Annotated in this window: 13 protein-coding genes; 2 read left to right on the forward strand and 11 right to left on the reverse strand. The window is 65.8% G+C overall.

Annotation, left to right across the window (positions count from 1 at the left end; translation table 11 throughout):
* Positions 1-14: 14 nt before the first annotated feature.
* The 5 genes from ACWC24_RS00245 to ACWC24_RS00265 all read right to left on the reverse strand — a co-directional run bounded on the left by ACWC24_RS00245 (position 15) and on the right by ACWC24_RS00265 (position 4,000).
* The gene (locus ACWC24_RS00245) at positions 15-527 is read right to left on the reverse strand and encodes a nucleoside deaminase (RefSeq protein ID WP_450660575.1); all 513 of its coding nucleotides are present in this window, start codon (positions 525-527) and stop codon (positions 15-17) included.
* A gap of 37 nt (positions 528-564) precedes the next feature.
* On the reverse strand, positions 565-1,110 hold the full coding sequence (locus ACWC24_RS00250; protein WP_450660576.1) for a hypothetical protein: 546 nt from the start codon (positions 1,108-1,110) through the stop codon (positions 565-567).
* Positions 1,107-2,783, reverse strand: a complete 1,677-nt coding sequence (locus ACWC24_RS00255; protein ID WP_450660577.1) for a hypothetical protein — start codon at positions 2,781-2,783, stop codon at positions 1,107-1,109. Before ACWC24_RS00255 ends, ACWC24_RS00250 begins: the two co-directional genes overlap by 4 nt.
* A gap of 173 nt (positions 2,784-2,956) precedes the next feature.
* Positions 2,957-3,154 carry a DUF397 domain-containing protein gene (locus ACWC24_RS00260; protein WP_450660578.1) on the reverse strand — a complete coding sequence of 66 codons (198 nt, stop codon included), beginning with the start codon at positions 3,152-3,154 and terminating at the stop codon, positions 2,957-2,959.
* Positions 3,155-4,000, reverse strand: a complete 846-nt coding sequence (locus ACWC24_RS00265; protein WP_450660579.1) for a helix-turn-helix domain-containing protein — start codon at positions 3,998-4,000, stop codon at positions 3,155-3,157. It abuts the gene before it with no gap.
* A gap of 218 nt (positions 4,001-4,218) precedes the next feature.
* Here ACWC24_RS00265 and ACWC24_RS00270 point away from each other — a divergent pair, with 218 nt between their 5' ends.
* Entirely contained in the window at positions 4,219-4,857 is a 639-nt protein-coding gene (locus ACWC24_RS00270; protein WP_450660580.1) for an ATP-binding protein, read from the forward strand.
* Positions 4,858-4,868: 11 nt separating this feature from the next.
* On the opposite strand, the gene ACWC24_RS00275 is transcribed toward ACWC24_RS00270, so the two are convergent.
* Positions 4,869-5,588, reverse strand: a complete 720-nt coding sequence (locus ACWC24_RS00275; RefSeq protein WP_450660581.1) for an HNH endonuclease — start codon at positions 5,586-5,588, stop codon at positions 4,869-4,871.
* A 184-nt stretch (positions 5,589-5,772) separates the two neighbouring features.
* On the opposite strand from ACWC24_RS00275, the gene ACWC24_RS00280 reads away from it, so the two are divergent.
* Positions 5,773-6,903, forward strand: a complete 1,131-nt coding sequence (locus ACWC24_RS00280) for a DNA cytosine methyltransferase (RefSeq protein ID WP_450660582.1) — start codon at positions 5,773-5,775, stop codon at positions 6,901-6,903.
* A gap of 87 nt (positions 6,904-6,990) precedes the next feature.
* On the opposite strand, the gene ACWC24_RS00285 is transcribed toward ACWC24_RS00280, so the two are convergent.
* The 5 genes from ACWC24_RS00285 to ACWC24_RS00305 all read right to left on the reverse strand — a co-directional run bounded on the left by ACWC24_RS00285 (position 6,991) and on the right by ACWC24_RS00305 (position 14,341).
* A complete protein-coding gene (locus ACWC24_RS00285) occupies positions 6,991-7,989 on the reverse strand; it encodes a NaeI family type II restriction endonuclease (RefSeq protein ID WP_450660583.1) in 999 nt (332 codons plus the stop codon).
* Positions 7,990-8,138: 149 nt separating this feature from the next.
* Entirely contained in the window at positions 8,139-8,621 is a 483-nt protein-coding gene (locus ACWC24_RS00290) for a very short patch repair endonuclease (protein WP_450660584.1), read from the reverse strand.
* A 73-nt stretch (positions 8,622-8,694) separates the two neighbouring features.
* Complete coding sequence (locus ACWC24_RS00295) at positions 8,695-9,675, reverse strand: NaeI family type II restriction endonuclease (protein WP_450660585.1); 981 nt, start codon at positions 9,673-9,675, stop codon at positions 8,695-8,697.
* A gap of 47 nt (positions 9,676-9,722) precedes the next feature.
* Entirely contained in the window at positions 9,723-12,641 is a 2,919-nt protein-coding gene (locus tag ACWC24_RS00300; RefSeq protein WP_450661015.1) for a Z1 domain-containing protein, read from the reverse strand.
* Between the two features lie 119 nt (positions 12,642-12,760).
* Positions 12,761-14,341 carry an ATP-binding protein gene (locus ACWC24_RS00305; protein ID WP_450660586.1) on the reverse strand — a complete coding sequence of 527 codons (1,581 nt, stop codon included), beginning with the start codon at positions 14,339-14,341 and terminating at the stop codon, positions 12,761-12,763.
* Positions 14,342-14,415: the final 74 nt, after the last annotated feature.

A 14,415-nucleotide genomic window follows, 5' to 3' on the forward strand; every position in this document is an offset into this window, starting at 1 on the left:
CCGAGCCAGGAGGATCAGAGCTTGGGCTCGACGGGGGAGGGCAGCTTGTCCGCCCAGCTGGCGAGAGCTTTGGTCGCGATCTCGCGCACTTCACCGTCCACGGCTGTTTCCGCGAGCAGGGTTCGCTCAGCGTTGGAAACGGTGAGCTGGCGGTAGAACTGGAGATCCTCGAACCCGTTCACGGCGACGTCGCGACTGGTGGCGGCGTAGACCAGGCGCGGGATTCGGGCCCAGTAGCAGGCGACCAGGCACATGGGGCAGGGCTCGCTGCTGGAATACATCACGGCGTCTTCCATGAGGTGACGCCCGAGTTCCGCGCCTGCCGCGCGCAAGGCCATGACTTCGGCGTGGGCTGTGGGATCCCGGAGTTCGACGACTGAGCTGGTGCCGGTGGCGATGACCTTCCCGTCGATGACGACGAGGGCACCGAAGGGGGTTTTGCCTTCGTCTTCGAGAGCGTGCCGAGAGAGTTCGATGGCTTGGGCCAGGAAAGCCTGGTCGTCCTGGTTCTGAGGTACGTAGGACACCTGATCTCCAATGGTGCAGGGCCGGTTGCGGGTGCGCTTACAGGTAGACGGAGGGATCGGCGTCACCGAAGGGGCCGTCGAGGTCCACGTCGTAGCCGGTGAGTGGCGTGGTCGTACCTGTGGCCTCGATGGTGCGCAGCACCAGTTCGGCTCGGTGCTGGTCTGTCCAGTCGCCGTTTTTCAGCAGTTCGACCATATCTGGGATAGGTGCCCTGGTCTGGTCTCCGCCAAGGATCAGGCGATGGATGCGGTGCGCGGGCGAACTGCCGTTCGGGAGCAGGATGCTGGCAGCTGACAGGCGGTCGTGCCATTCAGTGAAAGCGCGGTCGACAGCGGCCGGCCGATGGACAGTGCCCGATGCGAGAGGGAGGCCGTGCAGGATGATACGGGTGATGGCGAGCCGGTCCCCGCGGCGCAGTTGAGCCTTTATGAGCGCCTGGTCGACTTCGTTCCGGAAGGCGGTGAGGCTGGGCCGGAGCCAAGCCTGGTCGCACTGCACAACCACCACGGCCGAGACTTCAGCGTCTTCCAGATCGGTCAGACGCTGGCGCCAGTCGGCCACGTCTATCACGGAGTCGGTCACGCTCCCTCCCGTGTGTGGGCGCCGATCAGTTGCAGAACCTTCAGGCCGACGGCGATGGCCTCCACAGGGTCGGATTCCGCTGCGGCACCAGGCAGCACGCGGGCGGCGAGGCGAGCGGAGGCAGCCAGGGCCGGGGCAGGAAGCGAGGCGAGAAAGGCCCGCAACTCCGCGTCGTCGCTATGGGGGACGAGCGGAGCCAAGCGGCAGGCGATGGCAAGGATCATCGCGGCCGGGCGCCGGTTCGGCTCCACGCGCGGGGCGGGTATCCGGTACGTGTCACCGCTTCGTGCCCGCAGTATCTCTGCGGCGGGCGAGCCGGGAGCGTCGGCGCGGGATACGAGACTCAGGAGTGCCTCGCGGCCTTGTGCCGCGGTGGTGAAGTAACGATGAGTGGCGAACGTGCGCAGATAGGCCCCCAATAACTGGTGATCGGGAGTGAACTCGGGACGCACCAGCTCTGGCGGGTGCGGAACGCGGGCGTCGCGCAGAGTGGCGAGGGCGGTCACGGAGACCAGCGCCCAGAAGTGGTCGTATTCCTCTGGTGGCCCGAAAACCGCTCGGGAGGCGTCGGCCTCGGGAGTGGAAACGGCCTCCGCGTCGTCGTACAGGACGTGGCGCAGCCGGCCGAGGACGGAATCGCCGTCCCAGTAGTTCCCCATGAATTTGGTGCCGGTGAGGATCTCGTAGACGCCGTACAGAGCGCCGGCCTGGTGAGCGCCGTGGAACTCCGCGAAGTCGCCGCTCCACAGCAGCACTTGGAGCGGCCCCGTGAAAATGGTGCCGATCTCCTCACGGGTGGTGGCCGACTTCGGGTCGGGGTCGACACAGCGAAGAATCTTCAGACGGGCATCGGTCGTGAAGGCGACGAGTTCCCGGGCCGCCCGGTTGGAGGCCACACCGCGTACCGACATGAGGAGCGCGGTGTTGGCGAGCCAGGCCAGATAGCGGCTGAGCGCGCCCAGGGGCGGGGCGGGGTCGGGCAGTCGGCGGCAGTGCCGGATGACCGAGTCGGTCAGCGCGTGGGCGCAGTCGCTGACCTGCACAGGATCCGTCCCGCCGACCAGTGCGGCGCGTGAGAGCCGGTGCAGGACGTCGAGGTGGACACCGATGGCACTCTGGGCGGCCTCCGGTGGTACCTCCGCCCCTGTCAGCTGTTCGACAAGGTGCTGGATCGCGGTGGGGTCGTTCCCGGTGCCGGCCTGGCTGACGGTGCCGAGGTAGGCGTTGAGGGCCGAGTCGTCGCCAGGCTCTGAGGGGAAGGGGCCGAGGGCCGTTCCCTGTCGGCCCAGGGCCTCGGCCAGAGTCCGGCGTAGGAGCCGGTTGCGGCCACCGACACTGGCCAGGCCGAAGAGCTGGACGAACGAGAAGACGCCGAAGACGTTGGCCAGCAGGAACAGCAGTGCGCCGTAGGTGGCGCTGATGGCGTTGCCACCGAGGAGACCGCAGGCCGTGAACAGGGCCGCGAACCAGCCGATGAGCACCCATTCCCGGAAGGCGATGTGACCGTCGATCGCCCGTAACGAGGGCCAGGAGCTGGCAGCGGAGAACGTCAGCGCGAAGATGACCGCTTCTCCGGTCAGCAGTGTGGCGAAGAAGGCGATGCTGAACTGGGTCGCGTCCACGATGTCGTCATGGCTTCGCGGGTACTGGACCGCGACGAGTCCAAGCGCCACGGAACACACGAACAGAGCTAACCGTCTCCACGTCTGCACCGCTGCCCCGTTCGCATCCCGGCCCCCACGAGCGGTGTTCAACTCTTCCAGGATGCAGACGGGTTGCCAACAGGCCCTTCGGGCCGGGCGCGTGGTGACGGCTGGAGCGACGAGTCAGGAGACTGGCCTTCCTGTCACCGCGAGGAGGCGGTCAGAAAGTGACGCCAAGCCGCGGCCGACACCGAAATGCGAGGACCGTCCGGCCGCTTGGAGTCCCGCACGTGGATGCCGGATGCTATGAACGCCGCCTCTACGCATTCAGTGGTGTTGCCGCCGCTGTACGACGACTTGAACCAGGCGGATTCGGCGACGGGCTCAGGACTGGTCGGCATTCACAGCTCCTTGCGAGCGCGATGGATCATGGCGGAGGAGGCCTCCATGTCCAACGCTTGCGCCTGGAGGTACTCGAACGCAAGTCTGTATCGGCTCAGCTCCTCGTCCTTTTCCAGGAAGAGCGAGCCGGTGTGGAAGTCGACGTACACCACGTCTAGCGCTGGTTCAGTGCCACCGATAGTGACAAAGCTCCCCAGTGCGGCGGCGTGGGCGCCTTTGGCGAAGGGCAGCACCTGAAGAGTGATGTGCGGGGACTCGTTCGCTTCCAGCAAGCGGTCCAACTGCTCCTGCATGATCCGGGGTGACCCGACGACGCGGCGGATCACGGATTCGTCGAGGATCGCCCACAAGCGGAGAGGCTTCGGCCGGTCGAGAATTTGCTGCCGCTTCATGCGGATGTCGACCAGGCGCTCGATTTCCGCTGGCGCCAAGGGGACTTCGTTGGCTCTCTGTAGCGCTGTGCTGTACGCGCGTGTCTGAAGGAGACCGGGGACGTAGACACAGGCGAAATGGCTCTCGCGTACGGCTTCGTCCTCAAGAGTGAGCAGCAGGTTCATGCTCTCCGGGATGGCATCGGCGAAGGAGCGCCACCAGCCTTGCTGTTTCGCGTCCCTCGCCAGCCCGACAATGGCCGTGCGCTCGGCCTCTGTTGCCCCGTACTCCCGACACAGGGCGTCGACGACAAGCCACTTGACCGGCCCTGCCTGAGTTTCGTACCGGCTGACCGTCGCCTTCGAGACGCCGACAAGCTGCCCGGCCTCCTCAAGGGTCAGCCCCGCGCGAGCGCGCAATTTGCGCATCATCGCGCCTAGTTGCCGACGCCGGGTGGTGATCCGTTCGGGCATGCGGCTCCTTTGCCATGGCCGGGCGGAGGGCCCGGGGGTCCCCGACAGGCTAGGCAGCCCATGCGCGGCTTCACTACCGGATTCACCCGATAGATTCCGATGAGAAGTTACACAGAGAGAGTTCTCTGTGTCATGCTCGCTCACGGATCGCTACGCAGTGCAGTCGTACGGATACGGCAGGCGCAGCATGTGCGTGGTGCGAGAGGGAGGAGCGGCCTATGTCTGGCTGTGAAGTCACTGAACCTCGACCTCGACTCCGTTGTGTCCTGCCCTTTGAGGCGGCGCCGGCGGAAGTGCGTTTGCTCCGGAGAGCCGCAGCGGCACAGCTGAGCCGATGGGGTGTGCCCGTTGCCGCCGGTGAAGCGGAACTGCTCGTAACTGAGCTGGCGACGAACGTCGTCAAGCATGTGGGCGAAGGCTCATCCGCCACCCTGGTCCTTGAATGGCGCGGGGAGCGGTTGCGTCTCGAAGTGCATGACAAGAGCCGGGCTGTGCCGTCACCGAGCACGTCCGACTGCGACGCGGAGTGCGGCCGTGGTCTGCACATGCTCGCGGCGCTGGCGGTGGACTGGGGCACTGTGCTGACCGCGGTGGGCAAGGCGGTCTGGTGCGAGATCTCGATCGGCTCAGGCCGGACGTGCCGACGCATCGAGCGCGCCGTAACGGCACTGGAGGGCTACCAGAGGATCAGCCGTGGTGCTCCGCTTCGCGTGAACGGGCGGGATGTCGGGCTTGAGGAAACCGCTGTGGAACTGATTGCCGATCTGCTCCACTGGACTGCCGCTCGCGGACTCGACCCGGACGACGTCCTCGATCGCGCTCAGATGCACTATGAGGCCGAAGCGGACGCAGCCTAGTGGGACGGTACTCAAACGGATCCTTGCATTTGTCCTCGGAGTTCAGCCGGGGTGCGCCAGGATTCTCCGCGGAAACTCCTGTGGCACATGCGGTGGCAGTTCGCGCACAGGAGGGCAAGATCCGGCAGCCGGGTCTCTGTCATCCCCGATACGTGGAGGGGCAGCCTGTGGTGGACTTCGATGTACCCGTCCCCCAGTTCGCCGTAAGTGGCGGCGAAGTCGAACGAGCACACCTCGCAACGGAGCGGGAAGCCTCCTTCCAGCGCCGCCTGGATCTTTTGGTCACGCAGGGGCTTGCTCCGCTCGCGGTGAAGCGCCCAGCGCCTGAGAAGCCGTCCTTCACGCGCCACGGCTTCCTCGCCTTCCTGGACGGGTATGCGGACGATTCCGGCGGACGTCGCGCCTGCGTGCAGGATCCGGGCGGCAGAGAGCATCTCGTCTGTGTGCTCTGTGAAATCGGCCACCACCTCACGGGTCAGGCGTCCGCCTTTCGTGGCGACCCCGTGATATCCGGCGCGAGCCGTCACGATGTCGCCCGTCTTGCGGCTGACGCTGCCTGGGGAGCGGAACTTCGGATCTGCTGCCGCGCCATCGTGCAAGGGGAGCCCCCTGAGGACCCTGGACAGGTCCTGCACTCGCTCGTCGGCCGGTCGCAGCTCTCGCCACTCGTTTTCGACGACGAGCGCGCAAGCCAGTAGCAGTTCGTCACGAGTCCAGTCGGGAATCGGCATGAGCGATATCGTACATACATTCGAGAATGCCGCACTGGCGGTGGCTGAGGTGACCGGGGCGAGGCAGGGGATGCCGCACACTGGTGTGTGCCGCCGTGTTGAGTCGCAATGTCAGTGGGTCGTGTCACCCTCTGTGATGGCTGCCGTATGAGGCATCAGTGGGATCTGTGCAAGAGGAGGGGTCGTGACCGGGACTGACCGGGACTACACGTCGATTGAGATCTGTGCCGGCGCTGGCGGACAAGCGATCGGGCTGCATTCAGCCGGTTTCAGGCACCTTGCCCTGATCGAGATCGACAAGTACGCGGCGGCGACCCTGCGTGAAAACATCGAGGTGCACCCCAAGTGGGACTGGGAGCGCGACAACTGCGATGTTCTCTGCAAGGACGTGCTTGATTTTGATCCCGAGCGCGACCTGGACAAGAGTGCTGGTCTTTATCGCAGAGGTGAGGTCGACCTGCTAGCGGGTGGGGTGCCGTGTCCGCCGTTTTCGCACGCAGGCAAGCAGCTCGGCGAGGACGACGAGCGTGACCTCTTCCCGCGCATCCTGGATCTGGCCGAGCTGATCCGTCCCCGGGCTGTGATGATCGAGAACGTCCGCGGCCTCATGGATGCCAAGTTCGATGACTATAGGTCGCGGATCCAGGCCCGGCTTGAGGGGATGGAGACCGCTGACGATGGGATGCCCGGCTACAAGGTGGTGGGGTGGGAGGTATACGAGGCGGAGAAGTTCGGCGTGCCGCAGCTTCGCCCCCGTTCCATCCTCGTCGCCTTCCGGAAGGACGTCCTCAAGGACCTGAAGTACGAAGCTCCCACGCCCAGTGCCGAGCGGATGACGGTCTACAAGGCGCTTGAGGCCACGATGCTTGAACGCATCGCGCCCTTCGAGGGTGGGGCGCGGGCTGCCCGGGCGCAGCAGGTCTTCGACGAATGGAAGGCGGCGGCTGACAAGGATGTGGCTCCCACCCTGGTGGGCGGTTCCAAGAAGCATGGAGGAGCGGACCTTGGCCCCAGCCGGGCTAAGAAGGCATGGCGGGCGCTGGGGGTCTCGGGCATGGGCGTGGCCAACGCGCCGGTGAACGGCGAGCCGACTGGCACTGAGGATCGAGATCTGTTCGGTACCGAAGGTCCCATGCTCACGGTTCGTCAAGCCGCGATCATCCAGGGCTTTCCGACGGAATGGGATTTCACTGGAGGCAAGACAGCTCAGTACCGACAGGTAGGTAACGCGTTTCCGCCGCCCGTCGCGCAGGCCATCGGCGAATCGATCCTTGAGGTACTACAGGCTGACCGCCAGCGCAATTCCGGCCGATGACGAAGGTGCGGCTGAGGAACGAGGACGCTCCAAGCTGTTTCGTTGCTCAGCCGCACATTGCAGGGGATGGCGTCTGTGGCGATGGATTTATTCTTCGCCCATTACTACTGAGCCTTTCTCTCTGGGGACCACAGGAGCCGATACGGGGGGGTCGGCTTTTCGCTCTTCCGTATTGGCAATTACCCAGTTCTGCCCTTCGATCTGGGCTGATGGGCGGCCATCTCCAGGTTCTGGAGCTGGGGCAACATGCACGGAGATGAATTCCCCCTTAGCGGGGACGGGTAGGCCGAGCGACTTTGCGATCAGTGGGTCGTTGTCCTGATGCCCGAGGACGAGTACTCCTTTACCGCGGAGTGCATCACGCGCGCCGCCGTTGCTTCGGGCTCGCTTGAGTGGATCATCCAAGCCATAGCCGACTGTTTCTGTGGTCACCCTTCGGATGATGACTTCTTGAATTTCAAGAAACAGCTGGTTGATGCGGGCCTGCCCGTTTTTACCCGTGATCTTCCCTTTTGCTGACATTATACGGTTGCGTTTTGTTGGGTCCATGTGGAGCAGCTGGTTGGCGGCAAGGTCTCGCTTTCCGTCCCACAGCCAGTGGATGGAGGCGACTCCCAAGGGGTTGAGTTTTCTTTTTTTGTCGCGGTTCTCGGTTTCTCTGAGGTTTTCTTCCGAAGCGCGAACAAGGCCCGCCTGCCAAGTGGATTCAAGGTCGTTGGATGTAACTACAAGGCAAATGTGACCAACAAGCGGGGGGCCGATTTCCCACCCGCCAATCATTTTGGCGTATTTGCAGTCGACTTCGATGCCTTCAATGAGGTAGTCGGCCACCCGCCCTTCAAGCAGCTGGAATTCCTTGAAAGTGTTGATCTCTACTAGTGTCCCCATATGGGTCTTCTCGGTCTTATGCAGATCGTGGTAGTCCCATCGGCCCATGCGTCGACCGTCAAGCAGTTGATCGTAGGTTGCGCGAATGACCTCGGCCATGCGTTGCCCGGTCGGGTCCAATGCGTACAAAGCCGCCTTAACTGTATCAATCTCTTCATCGTCGCTGAGGTTGAAAAGTCCAGGGATAGGTAGCGTCATGGGTGATATTAAAGCTGACGCGATTGCGGCGATGGCTGATTCTCTGGTGGGCAGGTGGTTTCGAGGGGGGATTGGCAGGCGTTAATCATGATAATTGGCTTGATTCTGGTACATTCTGTTGCGCCGCGCCTCGATGGCCAGGTTGTTCGCTAAGGTGCCGCCCGATGGCGTCTTGACGTCACCGCATGACAGATCGCCACGCTGCATTCCTCCGCTGTCTCATGCTCCCAGAAGCGCAAGACCAACCAGCCGGCGGCCTTTAGGCGCTCATCCGTATCGCGGTCGCGAGTCATGTTCCGTACCACTTTTTCGGACCAATAACCGGAATTTGTCTTGGGGGGGACGTAATGGTCAGGGCAGCCGTGCCAGTAGCATCCATCAATAAAGACGGCCACCTTGGTTGGCCGGAAAACCATGTCGGCGGTGCGGCGAAGATCTGGAAGTGGGCGAGCCGCAACTCGATACCGCAGCCCCTGGGCGTGTACCAGTCGACGGACAAGCCGTTCTGGGGTGGTGTCCCGGCTTTTGATCGCCTGCATGTTGCGGCGGCGCGCGGCGGACGACGCCCACGAGCCCTCGGGCGGTACCCAAGCAGTCGGTGACGGATTTGGTTCTGAGGTGGGAGTAGTCATCTGTGTTGACTTACCAGTCGGGCAGAGGTGGCCTTTTCGGCAGAAGAGGCGAGTGCGAATGGCGCCTGCATTATCAGTCCTGCCTAGTGTGTGATGGCAAGGCCGGGGCGGCTTCGATCGGGTCGTCCGGCTGTGCGAGGACCCATTCCTTCCCATCCAGTGTGACTCGCGGGACATCCCCGTGCTGAGGTCCTGCGGTGACCACTCGTGCGCTGATGAATTCACCCTCCTCCGGCAGAGGAAGGCCCAGCTGGTCGGCGATCTCGCGGTGGCTGGCGTAGTCGCCCATGATGAGGATGCCCTCTGGCCTCAGTGCCGACCGGCTGCCGCCGTTGCCGCGGACTCGCTTCATGTAGTCCTTCTGCTGGGCCACGGTGCGCACCACGTTGCGGCCGATGCGCCGCCTCTGGGCGCGCCGGAAGAGTTCGTTCAAGCGGCGCTGACCCGAGTCCGACGTGAACACCGCGGCCCGGTCCGCGGTGTCCATGTGGAGGAGTACGTTCTCGGGAAGGGCTTCATCCCGCCACAGCCACCGGATCTTGTCTCGGTGTTCAGCCTTGATCGTGAGCTTGAGGTCTCGGTTGTTCCCCGTGTTCAGCCACTCGTGACGTATCCGGACAAGCCCGACGCTCCAGCGGGACTTGTAGTCGTCCGCCCAAGCCAGCAGACAGAGGTGGTCCATCGCTTCGGGGGGAATCATCCAGCCGCCGAACTGCTGGGAGTACTTGCAGTCCACGTCGACGCCCTCGATCTGGTAGTCCATGGCGACGCCGTCGGCGAACCTGAACTCACGCTGGAGATTGATCTCCACGAGAGTTCCCGCGTGGGTCTTCTCGGTCTTGAAGAGCGTCTTCCAGTCGTAGCGTCCGGTCACCTCGCCGTTGAGCAGTTGGTCGATGGTGTCGCGGAGGACCCTGGCAAACCGCCGGCCCGTAGGGTCGTACGCCTTGATGCGGTCGTAGACCCGGTCCAGTTCAGGGTCCACCCCGGCCGCCAAGTTCGGTAGAGCTACCGAAATGGCGGCCTTGATGTCGGCCTCTTCGAAAGGAAGCATCTTCTCCCCGTTGGTGAGTGATCCGCTGCGCGCAGAGCTCTCGTGCCTCAGTCCGCGTTGACGATAACCGCGTCCGGGCGAGTGGAGTCCTTGGTCTGGAAGCGCACGAGTTGCTTCTTCGTGTCGATGGCTGCCCTCGGCGGAATCACGGTGAACGCCATGATGACGCGGTCAGTTGCCGCGGTGCCCGTCGTGGCGACGGCCTTGACCTCATCGTCCTGGGCGGCGTCTACGACGGGATACAGGAGCACTACGCCGCGCGTCGATCCGAGTGCGGGGAAAGCGTCTCCCGTGGCGGCCAGGCCCGGCTGCTCGATCAACTGCTGGGCGAACAGGCGATGTTCCAGGCCTGAGATACGGCCGAAGGACTGCTTTCCGGACTGGCGGCTTCGGCGGAACAGGGAGAACGGTCCCTGGCCCAGCACGTTCGCCTCGATCCGGTTGCGCTGGGTTCGCTGCGGAGCGATGACCAGCCAGTCGTCCACCTTGGCCAGTCGGCCGTCGAGCTGGGACAAGTAGGTCAGGTGCGGGGCGAGAACGTTGCCGTCCTCCCATTCCAGCGAGCTCAGGACGGAAAGGAGCTGAGCGTGCGGGATGACCGTGGTCGACGCCTGGAAGCTGCGGGGCAGGGGCGAAGTCTCGTCCGGCCGCAGAACGCAGGTCGCTGAGGTACCGCTGAGAGCAGCGAGGACGGACTTCCAGCGTTCGGTGTTGCGCGAGGTCAGCACAGCGTCCTGCGGGTACGCGGCCGGCTCGATCGGTTTGCCCGGCGACCGCACCTCCACCAGCTCCGCGTTGAACATCTTGTTCCGGGCCGACGGCTTCACCCAGGGCAGGTGCTGGGCCACCAGGGGCGGGATCTGGGCGGGGGTGACCTGGGGTCGGCCGTCCACCAGCGGGGCGTAGCGGGCCAGCTCGGCGCGGAAGAGTTCCTCGTCCCGGCAGATCGCCTCGAAGGCCTCGTACAGGTCGACGGTCTTGGCGCTGCGGCCGCGGCCGAGAGCCTCCTCGCGGCCGATGTACAGCCGTACCAGGTCCCGGTAGCCGGGGCGGAAGCCGAACCAGCGGCCCATCTGCATCAGGGTGTCGGCCTGCTGGGTCGTACGGCGGTAGTACGTGACGGTCAGGCCCTCGACCGTGAAGCCGCGGGACAGCTTGGTGCCGCCGACGAGGATCTTCCAGACGTGCGGGGTGCGGTCGAAGTCGAGGTCGGGCTGGGTGTAGTCGCGCTCGCTCTCGCCGTTGATGACCATGACGGGGCTGCCGCCCTGGTTGATCAGGCGGCGGGCTTCGGAGACGTACGGCTTGAGGTCGGCGTACGCCGTGGGAGTGGGCAGGGAGCCGGACGCGTGGGTGCGGAAGTCCCTCTCGAAGAGGTCCGCCAGGCGGGCGTGACCCTCCGGGCCCGTGTACGCGGCTTTGTGCCACATGGTGTTGATGCGCAGGGCGAGTGCCGTGTGCTCGGCCATGCGGACCGATTCGTGCACCAGCATCGTGTGGTGCCGGAACGGGCCGTCGGGGACGCCGTGCTCCGCGCGGTAGATCTTCAGGGCGCCCGTGAGGACGAAGGCGTCCAGGGCTTCCTGGAGGCGGTCGCCCGTGCTGTCGTAGATGCCCCGGACGTGCTTCTTCTCGGCCTGGCCCGCGCCCTCGCCGTCGTCGACCGTGTCCAGGTCGTGGAAGTCCTGGACGCCCATGTAGTCGGTGGGGCGGGGGAGGGAGATCAGGAAGTCACGCGGGAACAGGTCCTCCTCGTCGCCCGGGTCGATGAACACGTTGGCGAAGGGAGTGGCGGTGTAGCCGACGTACTGGGCGCGGGGCAGGAGCTTGAGCAGGGCGCTGATCTGGCCGTTGATCGCCGTGCGGGTGACCTTGCCGTCCTCCCACTTCTTCGGGTCCGTGGTGTTCACCGAGGCCTGGTCCGACTCGTCGTCGATGATCAGGGCCGGCACCTCGCCGAGGATCGGGCCGAACTTCTTGAGGTCCTTGACCAGCTTCTCCAGCACGGACTTGTTCTTCTTCACGACCATGACGCGGGCGCGGGCCGCGTGCAGGTTCGCCGGGTTGTACAGCGGACGGGTGCGGTCCGGCTTCTCGAACTCCAGGGCGCTGATGCCGCGTTCCAGGGACATGTAGTCACGGTCGCGGGAGGTGAGACGTTCGATGTCGAAGGCGCCGAGGGCGGACGGGCGGGCGCCGAACGAGACGAACTTCGCGGGCCAGTCCTCGTCGTCCTGGTAGTCGATGCCGACCAGGGCGTCCGGGTCGTTCGGGTCGGCCGAGCCCAGGATGTTCTCCTGGCCGATCAGTTCCATGTCCAGGCGGCGCTGCGTCTGGCCGCGCAGCAGGTTCAGCGTGCCGCCCAGCACGATGACCAGCCGGTAGCCCGCGTCGATGGCCTTGGCGGTGACGCCGGTGAAGTTGGCGGTCTTGCCGGACTGCACGTAGCCGACGACGAGGCCGCGCGCGCCGTAGGCGTCGTCCCGGGTCGGGTCGGCGAGCCGCTCGACGACCGCGTGGGCGGCCTCGTCCAGACTGGAGACCGCCGCGTCGGGCCAGCCCTTGCGGCGCAGCAGACGCTCGTACGACGCCCAGTAGAAGGAGCGGTTCGCCGCCTGTTCCCGGGTGTACCAGGGCTGGAACTCGCGGCTGATGGTGACCGGGCCCGTCTCTTCGTGCACCGGGACGGCCGCGTCGAGCGCCTTGCGCAGATCCGGGCCGAACGCGAGTCTGTCGTAGACCTCGGCACGGCGCTCGGGGGTGCGCGGAGCGGTGGCCGACCAGGTGGGGGACTGCTCGAAGTCCCAGGCGGTGAGCTTGCGGTGCCAGAGGGCGAGAAGGTCGTCGCCGGGGGCCGCGGCCAGGACGCGGGCCCGGAAGTGGGTCTCGTCCGTGTCCTCCGGATCGTCGGCGTCGGAGAGTACGAAGGCGAGTTTGGCGAAGTGTCTGGGGCCGCGCCGGCTCATCGCGTCGAGGACCTCGCCGTGCAGGTCGGTGAGGTGGTCGGAAAGGGGGGTGTTCTCGGCGGTCACGGCGGCGGGGCGGCCTTTCTGGAGGTGCGGGGGACGCGTGGGGCGGGAGGCGACTAGTCGGCGGCGCGGTCGAGTTCGGCGCGTGCCGCGGTGACGAGCACGCTGTTCCACAGGGCGATCTTGTCGGTCTGGTTGGCCCGGACCCGCTCCTTCTGGAAGATCTCGTTGAGCATCAGGTACAGAAGGCTCTTGAGGACCGGGGCGTCGTTGGAGCCGCCGCGCCGGCCGCCGTTGAAGGCCTGCCGGTAGTCCTTGTTGAGGACTACCACGCGCTCCTTGTGGTCGACGGTGAAGAGCAGTTCGGCGGAGTCGGTGCCGGGCGGCACGTCGAGCCGGGCCCAGGTGAAGGTGATGGGGTCGTCGCCCTCCAGCTGAGGCAGTTCGTCCCGCAGCGTCCGCCTCAGCTTCGGATCGATGCCCTTGCCGGGCGGGATGACGGCCGTGCGCTTGACCTCGGTGTTCCGTCTGGCCGCCTCCCGGTAGACCGCGTCGGCCTCGTGGACGTACTCCGTGAACGTGTGGCCGGTGGCGGGGACGGACGCCTGCTCCAGCCCCCGGGCGAACGCAGGGGTGACCTGGACGCCGTCCTTCTTCACGGTCAGGGCGAAGACGTCGTTGGGCTCGGGCGGCAGGTCGACGGCGATCCTGGCGAGGGCGAGGTGGCCCTCCGGGCTGCGGGTGTCGTTCCAGCCGCCTGCCTGGACGAGCCGGTCGTTGCGGTAGAGGTAGAAGCCCTGGCGTTCGGCGAGCGGGCCGATGCCCCGGTAGGCGACCAGCGGCGACTTGGCGGGCCAGATGTGCGCGGTGAGCGCGACGTCGCCGACGCCTTCGACGGGCGCGAGGTAGGTACGGGGGTAGCCGGCGCGGCCCGGGACGCGGTAGCCGAACGGGTCGATGGGCTCCACGCCCCGGTGGTCGAGTTCCTCCCGGGTGTGGACGTCCTCGACCACGATGTCTATGTGGAAGCCCTCGCGGGCGAGGAAGCGGTGGAGGTAGAGACCGAGGTGGGTCTCCAGCCGCTCGATCGCGTCGTTGAGGTACCGGTCGGTCTGGCCGGCGACGATGGTCTCGAACGTGCGGACCTGGTCCCAGCGCACGATCGTGCCGTGCCAGCCGATGATCCCGTCGTAGCGGTCGACCAGGTTCTGGCAGTACGTCGCGTCGACGATGTCGCACGTGAAGTCGGCCTGCGCGCGGGCGGTGAGCCAGCGCCGGCCGACCGACGGGCTGCGCTTGGTCCGGCTGATCACGGTGAGCGCGTCGGCGTGCGAGAGCGAGGCGGCCTTCAGACCGGCGCCGAAGTGCCCGAGAGCGTCGGCGGCGTACCGCTCGCGGCCACCGACGGTCATCGCCGTGTCCAGGCCCGCCTCGTCCATGCCTTCGCCGTCGTCGATGACGAGCAGCCCGACGAGACGGTCCCGTCCGCCGCGCTCACCGGTGTCCCGCAGGAAGCTCACGACGACGTTGCGGGCCTTCGCGTCGATCGAGTTGTCGATCAGGTCGGCGATGGCCGCCTCGAAGCCGTAGCCCTGGTGCGCGAGCGATTCGAAGGACCTGGCCGCCGGGGGGAGCCGCTTGCTTCCACTGGTGGGTACGTCGAACTGCCAGTCCGAGGACGGCTGGTAGGGCGGCATGCAGGTCTTCCTCGCGGGCCGGGACATGCCCGGAGTGCGTGCGGGCGTGCCAGTTTCAGCTGTTCACGTGTGAA

This window comes from Streptomyces sp. NPDC001443, assembly GCF_053597355.1.

Coding starts and splice junctions, on each gene's coding strand:
- ACWC24_RS00260 (WP_450660578.1), bottom strand. CDS start 3,154: ATGCCGACCAGTCCTGAGCCCGTCGCCGAATCCGCCTGGTTCAAGTCG.
- ACWC24_RS00265 (WP_450660579.1), bottom strand. CDS start 4,000: ATGCCCGAACGGATCACCACCCGGCGTCGGCAACTAGGCGCGATGATG.
- ACWC24_RS00270 (WP_450660580.1), top strand. CDS start 4,219: ATGTCTGGCTGTGAAGTCACTGAACCTCGACCTCGACTCCGTTGTGTC.
- ACWC24_RS00275 (WP_450660581.1), bottom strand. CDS start 5,588: ATGCCGATTCCCGACTGGACTCGTGACGAACTGCTACTGGCTTGCGCG.
- ACWC24_RS00285 (WP_450660583.1), bottom strand. CDS start 7,989: ATGACGCTACCTATCCCTGGACTTTTCAACCTCAGCGACGATGAAGAG.
- ACWC24_RS00290 (WP_450660584.1), bottom strand. CDS start 8,621: ATGACTACTCCCACCTCAGAACCAAATCCGTCACCGACTGCTTGGGTA.
- ACWC24_RS00295 (WP_450660585.1), bottom strand. CDS start 9,675: ATGCTTCCTTTCGAAGAGGCCGACATCAAGGCCGCCATTTCGGTAGCT.
- ACWC24_RS00300 (WP_450661015.1), bottom strand. CDS start 12,641: ATGAGCCGGCGCGGCCCCAGACACTTCGCCAAACTCGCCTTCGTACTC.
- ACWC24_RS00305 (WP_450660586.1), bottom strand. CDS start 14,341: ATGCCGCCCTACCAGCCGTCCTCGGACTGGCAGTTCGACGTACCCACC.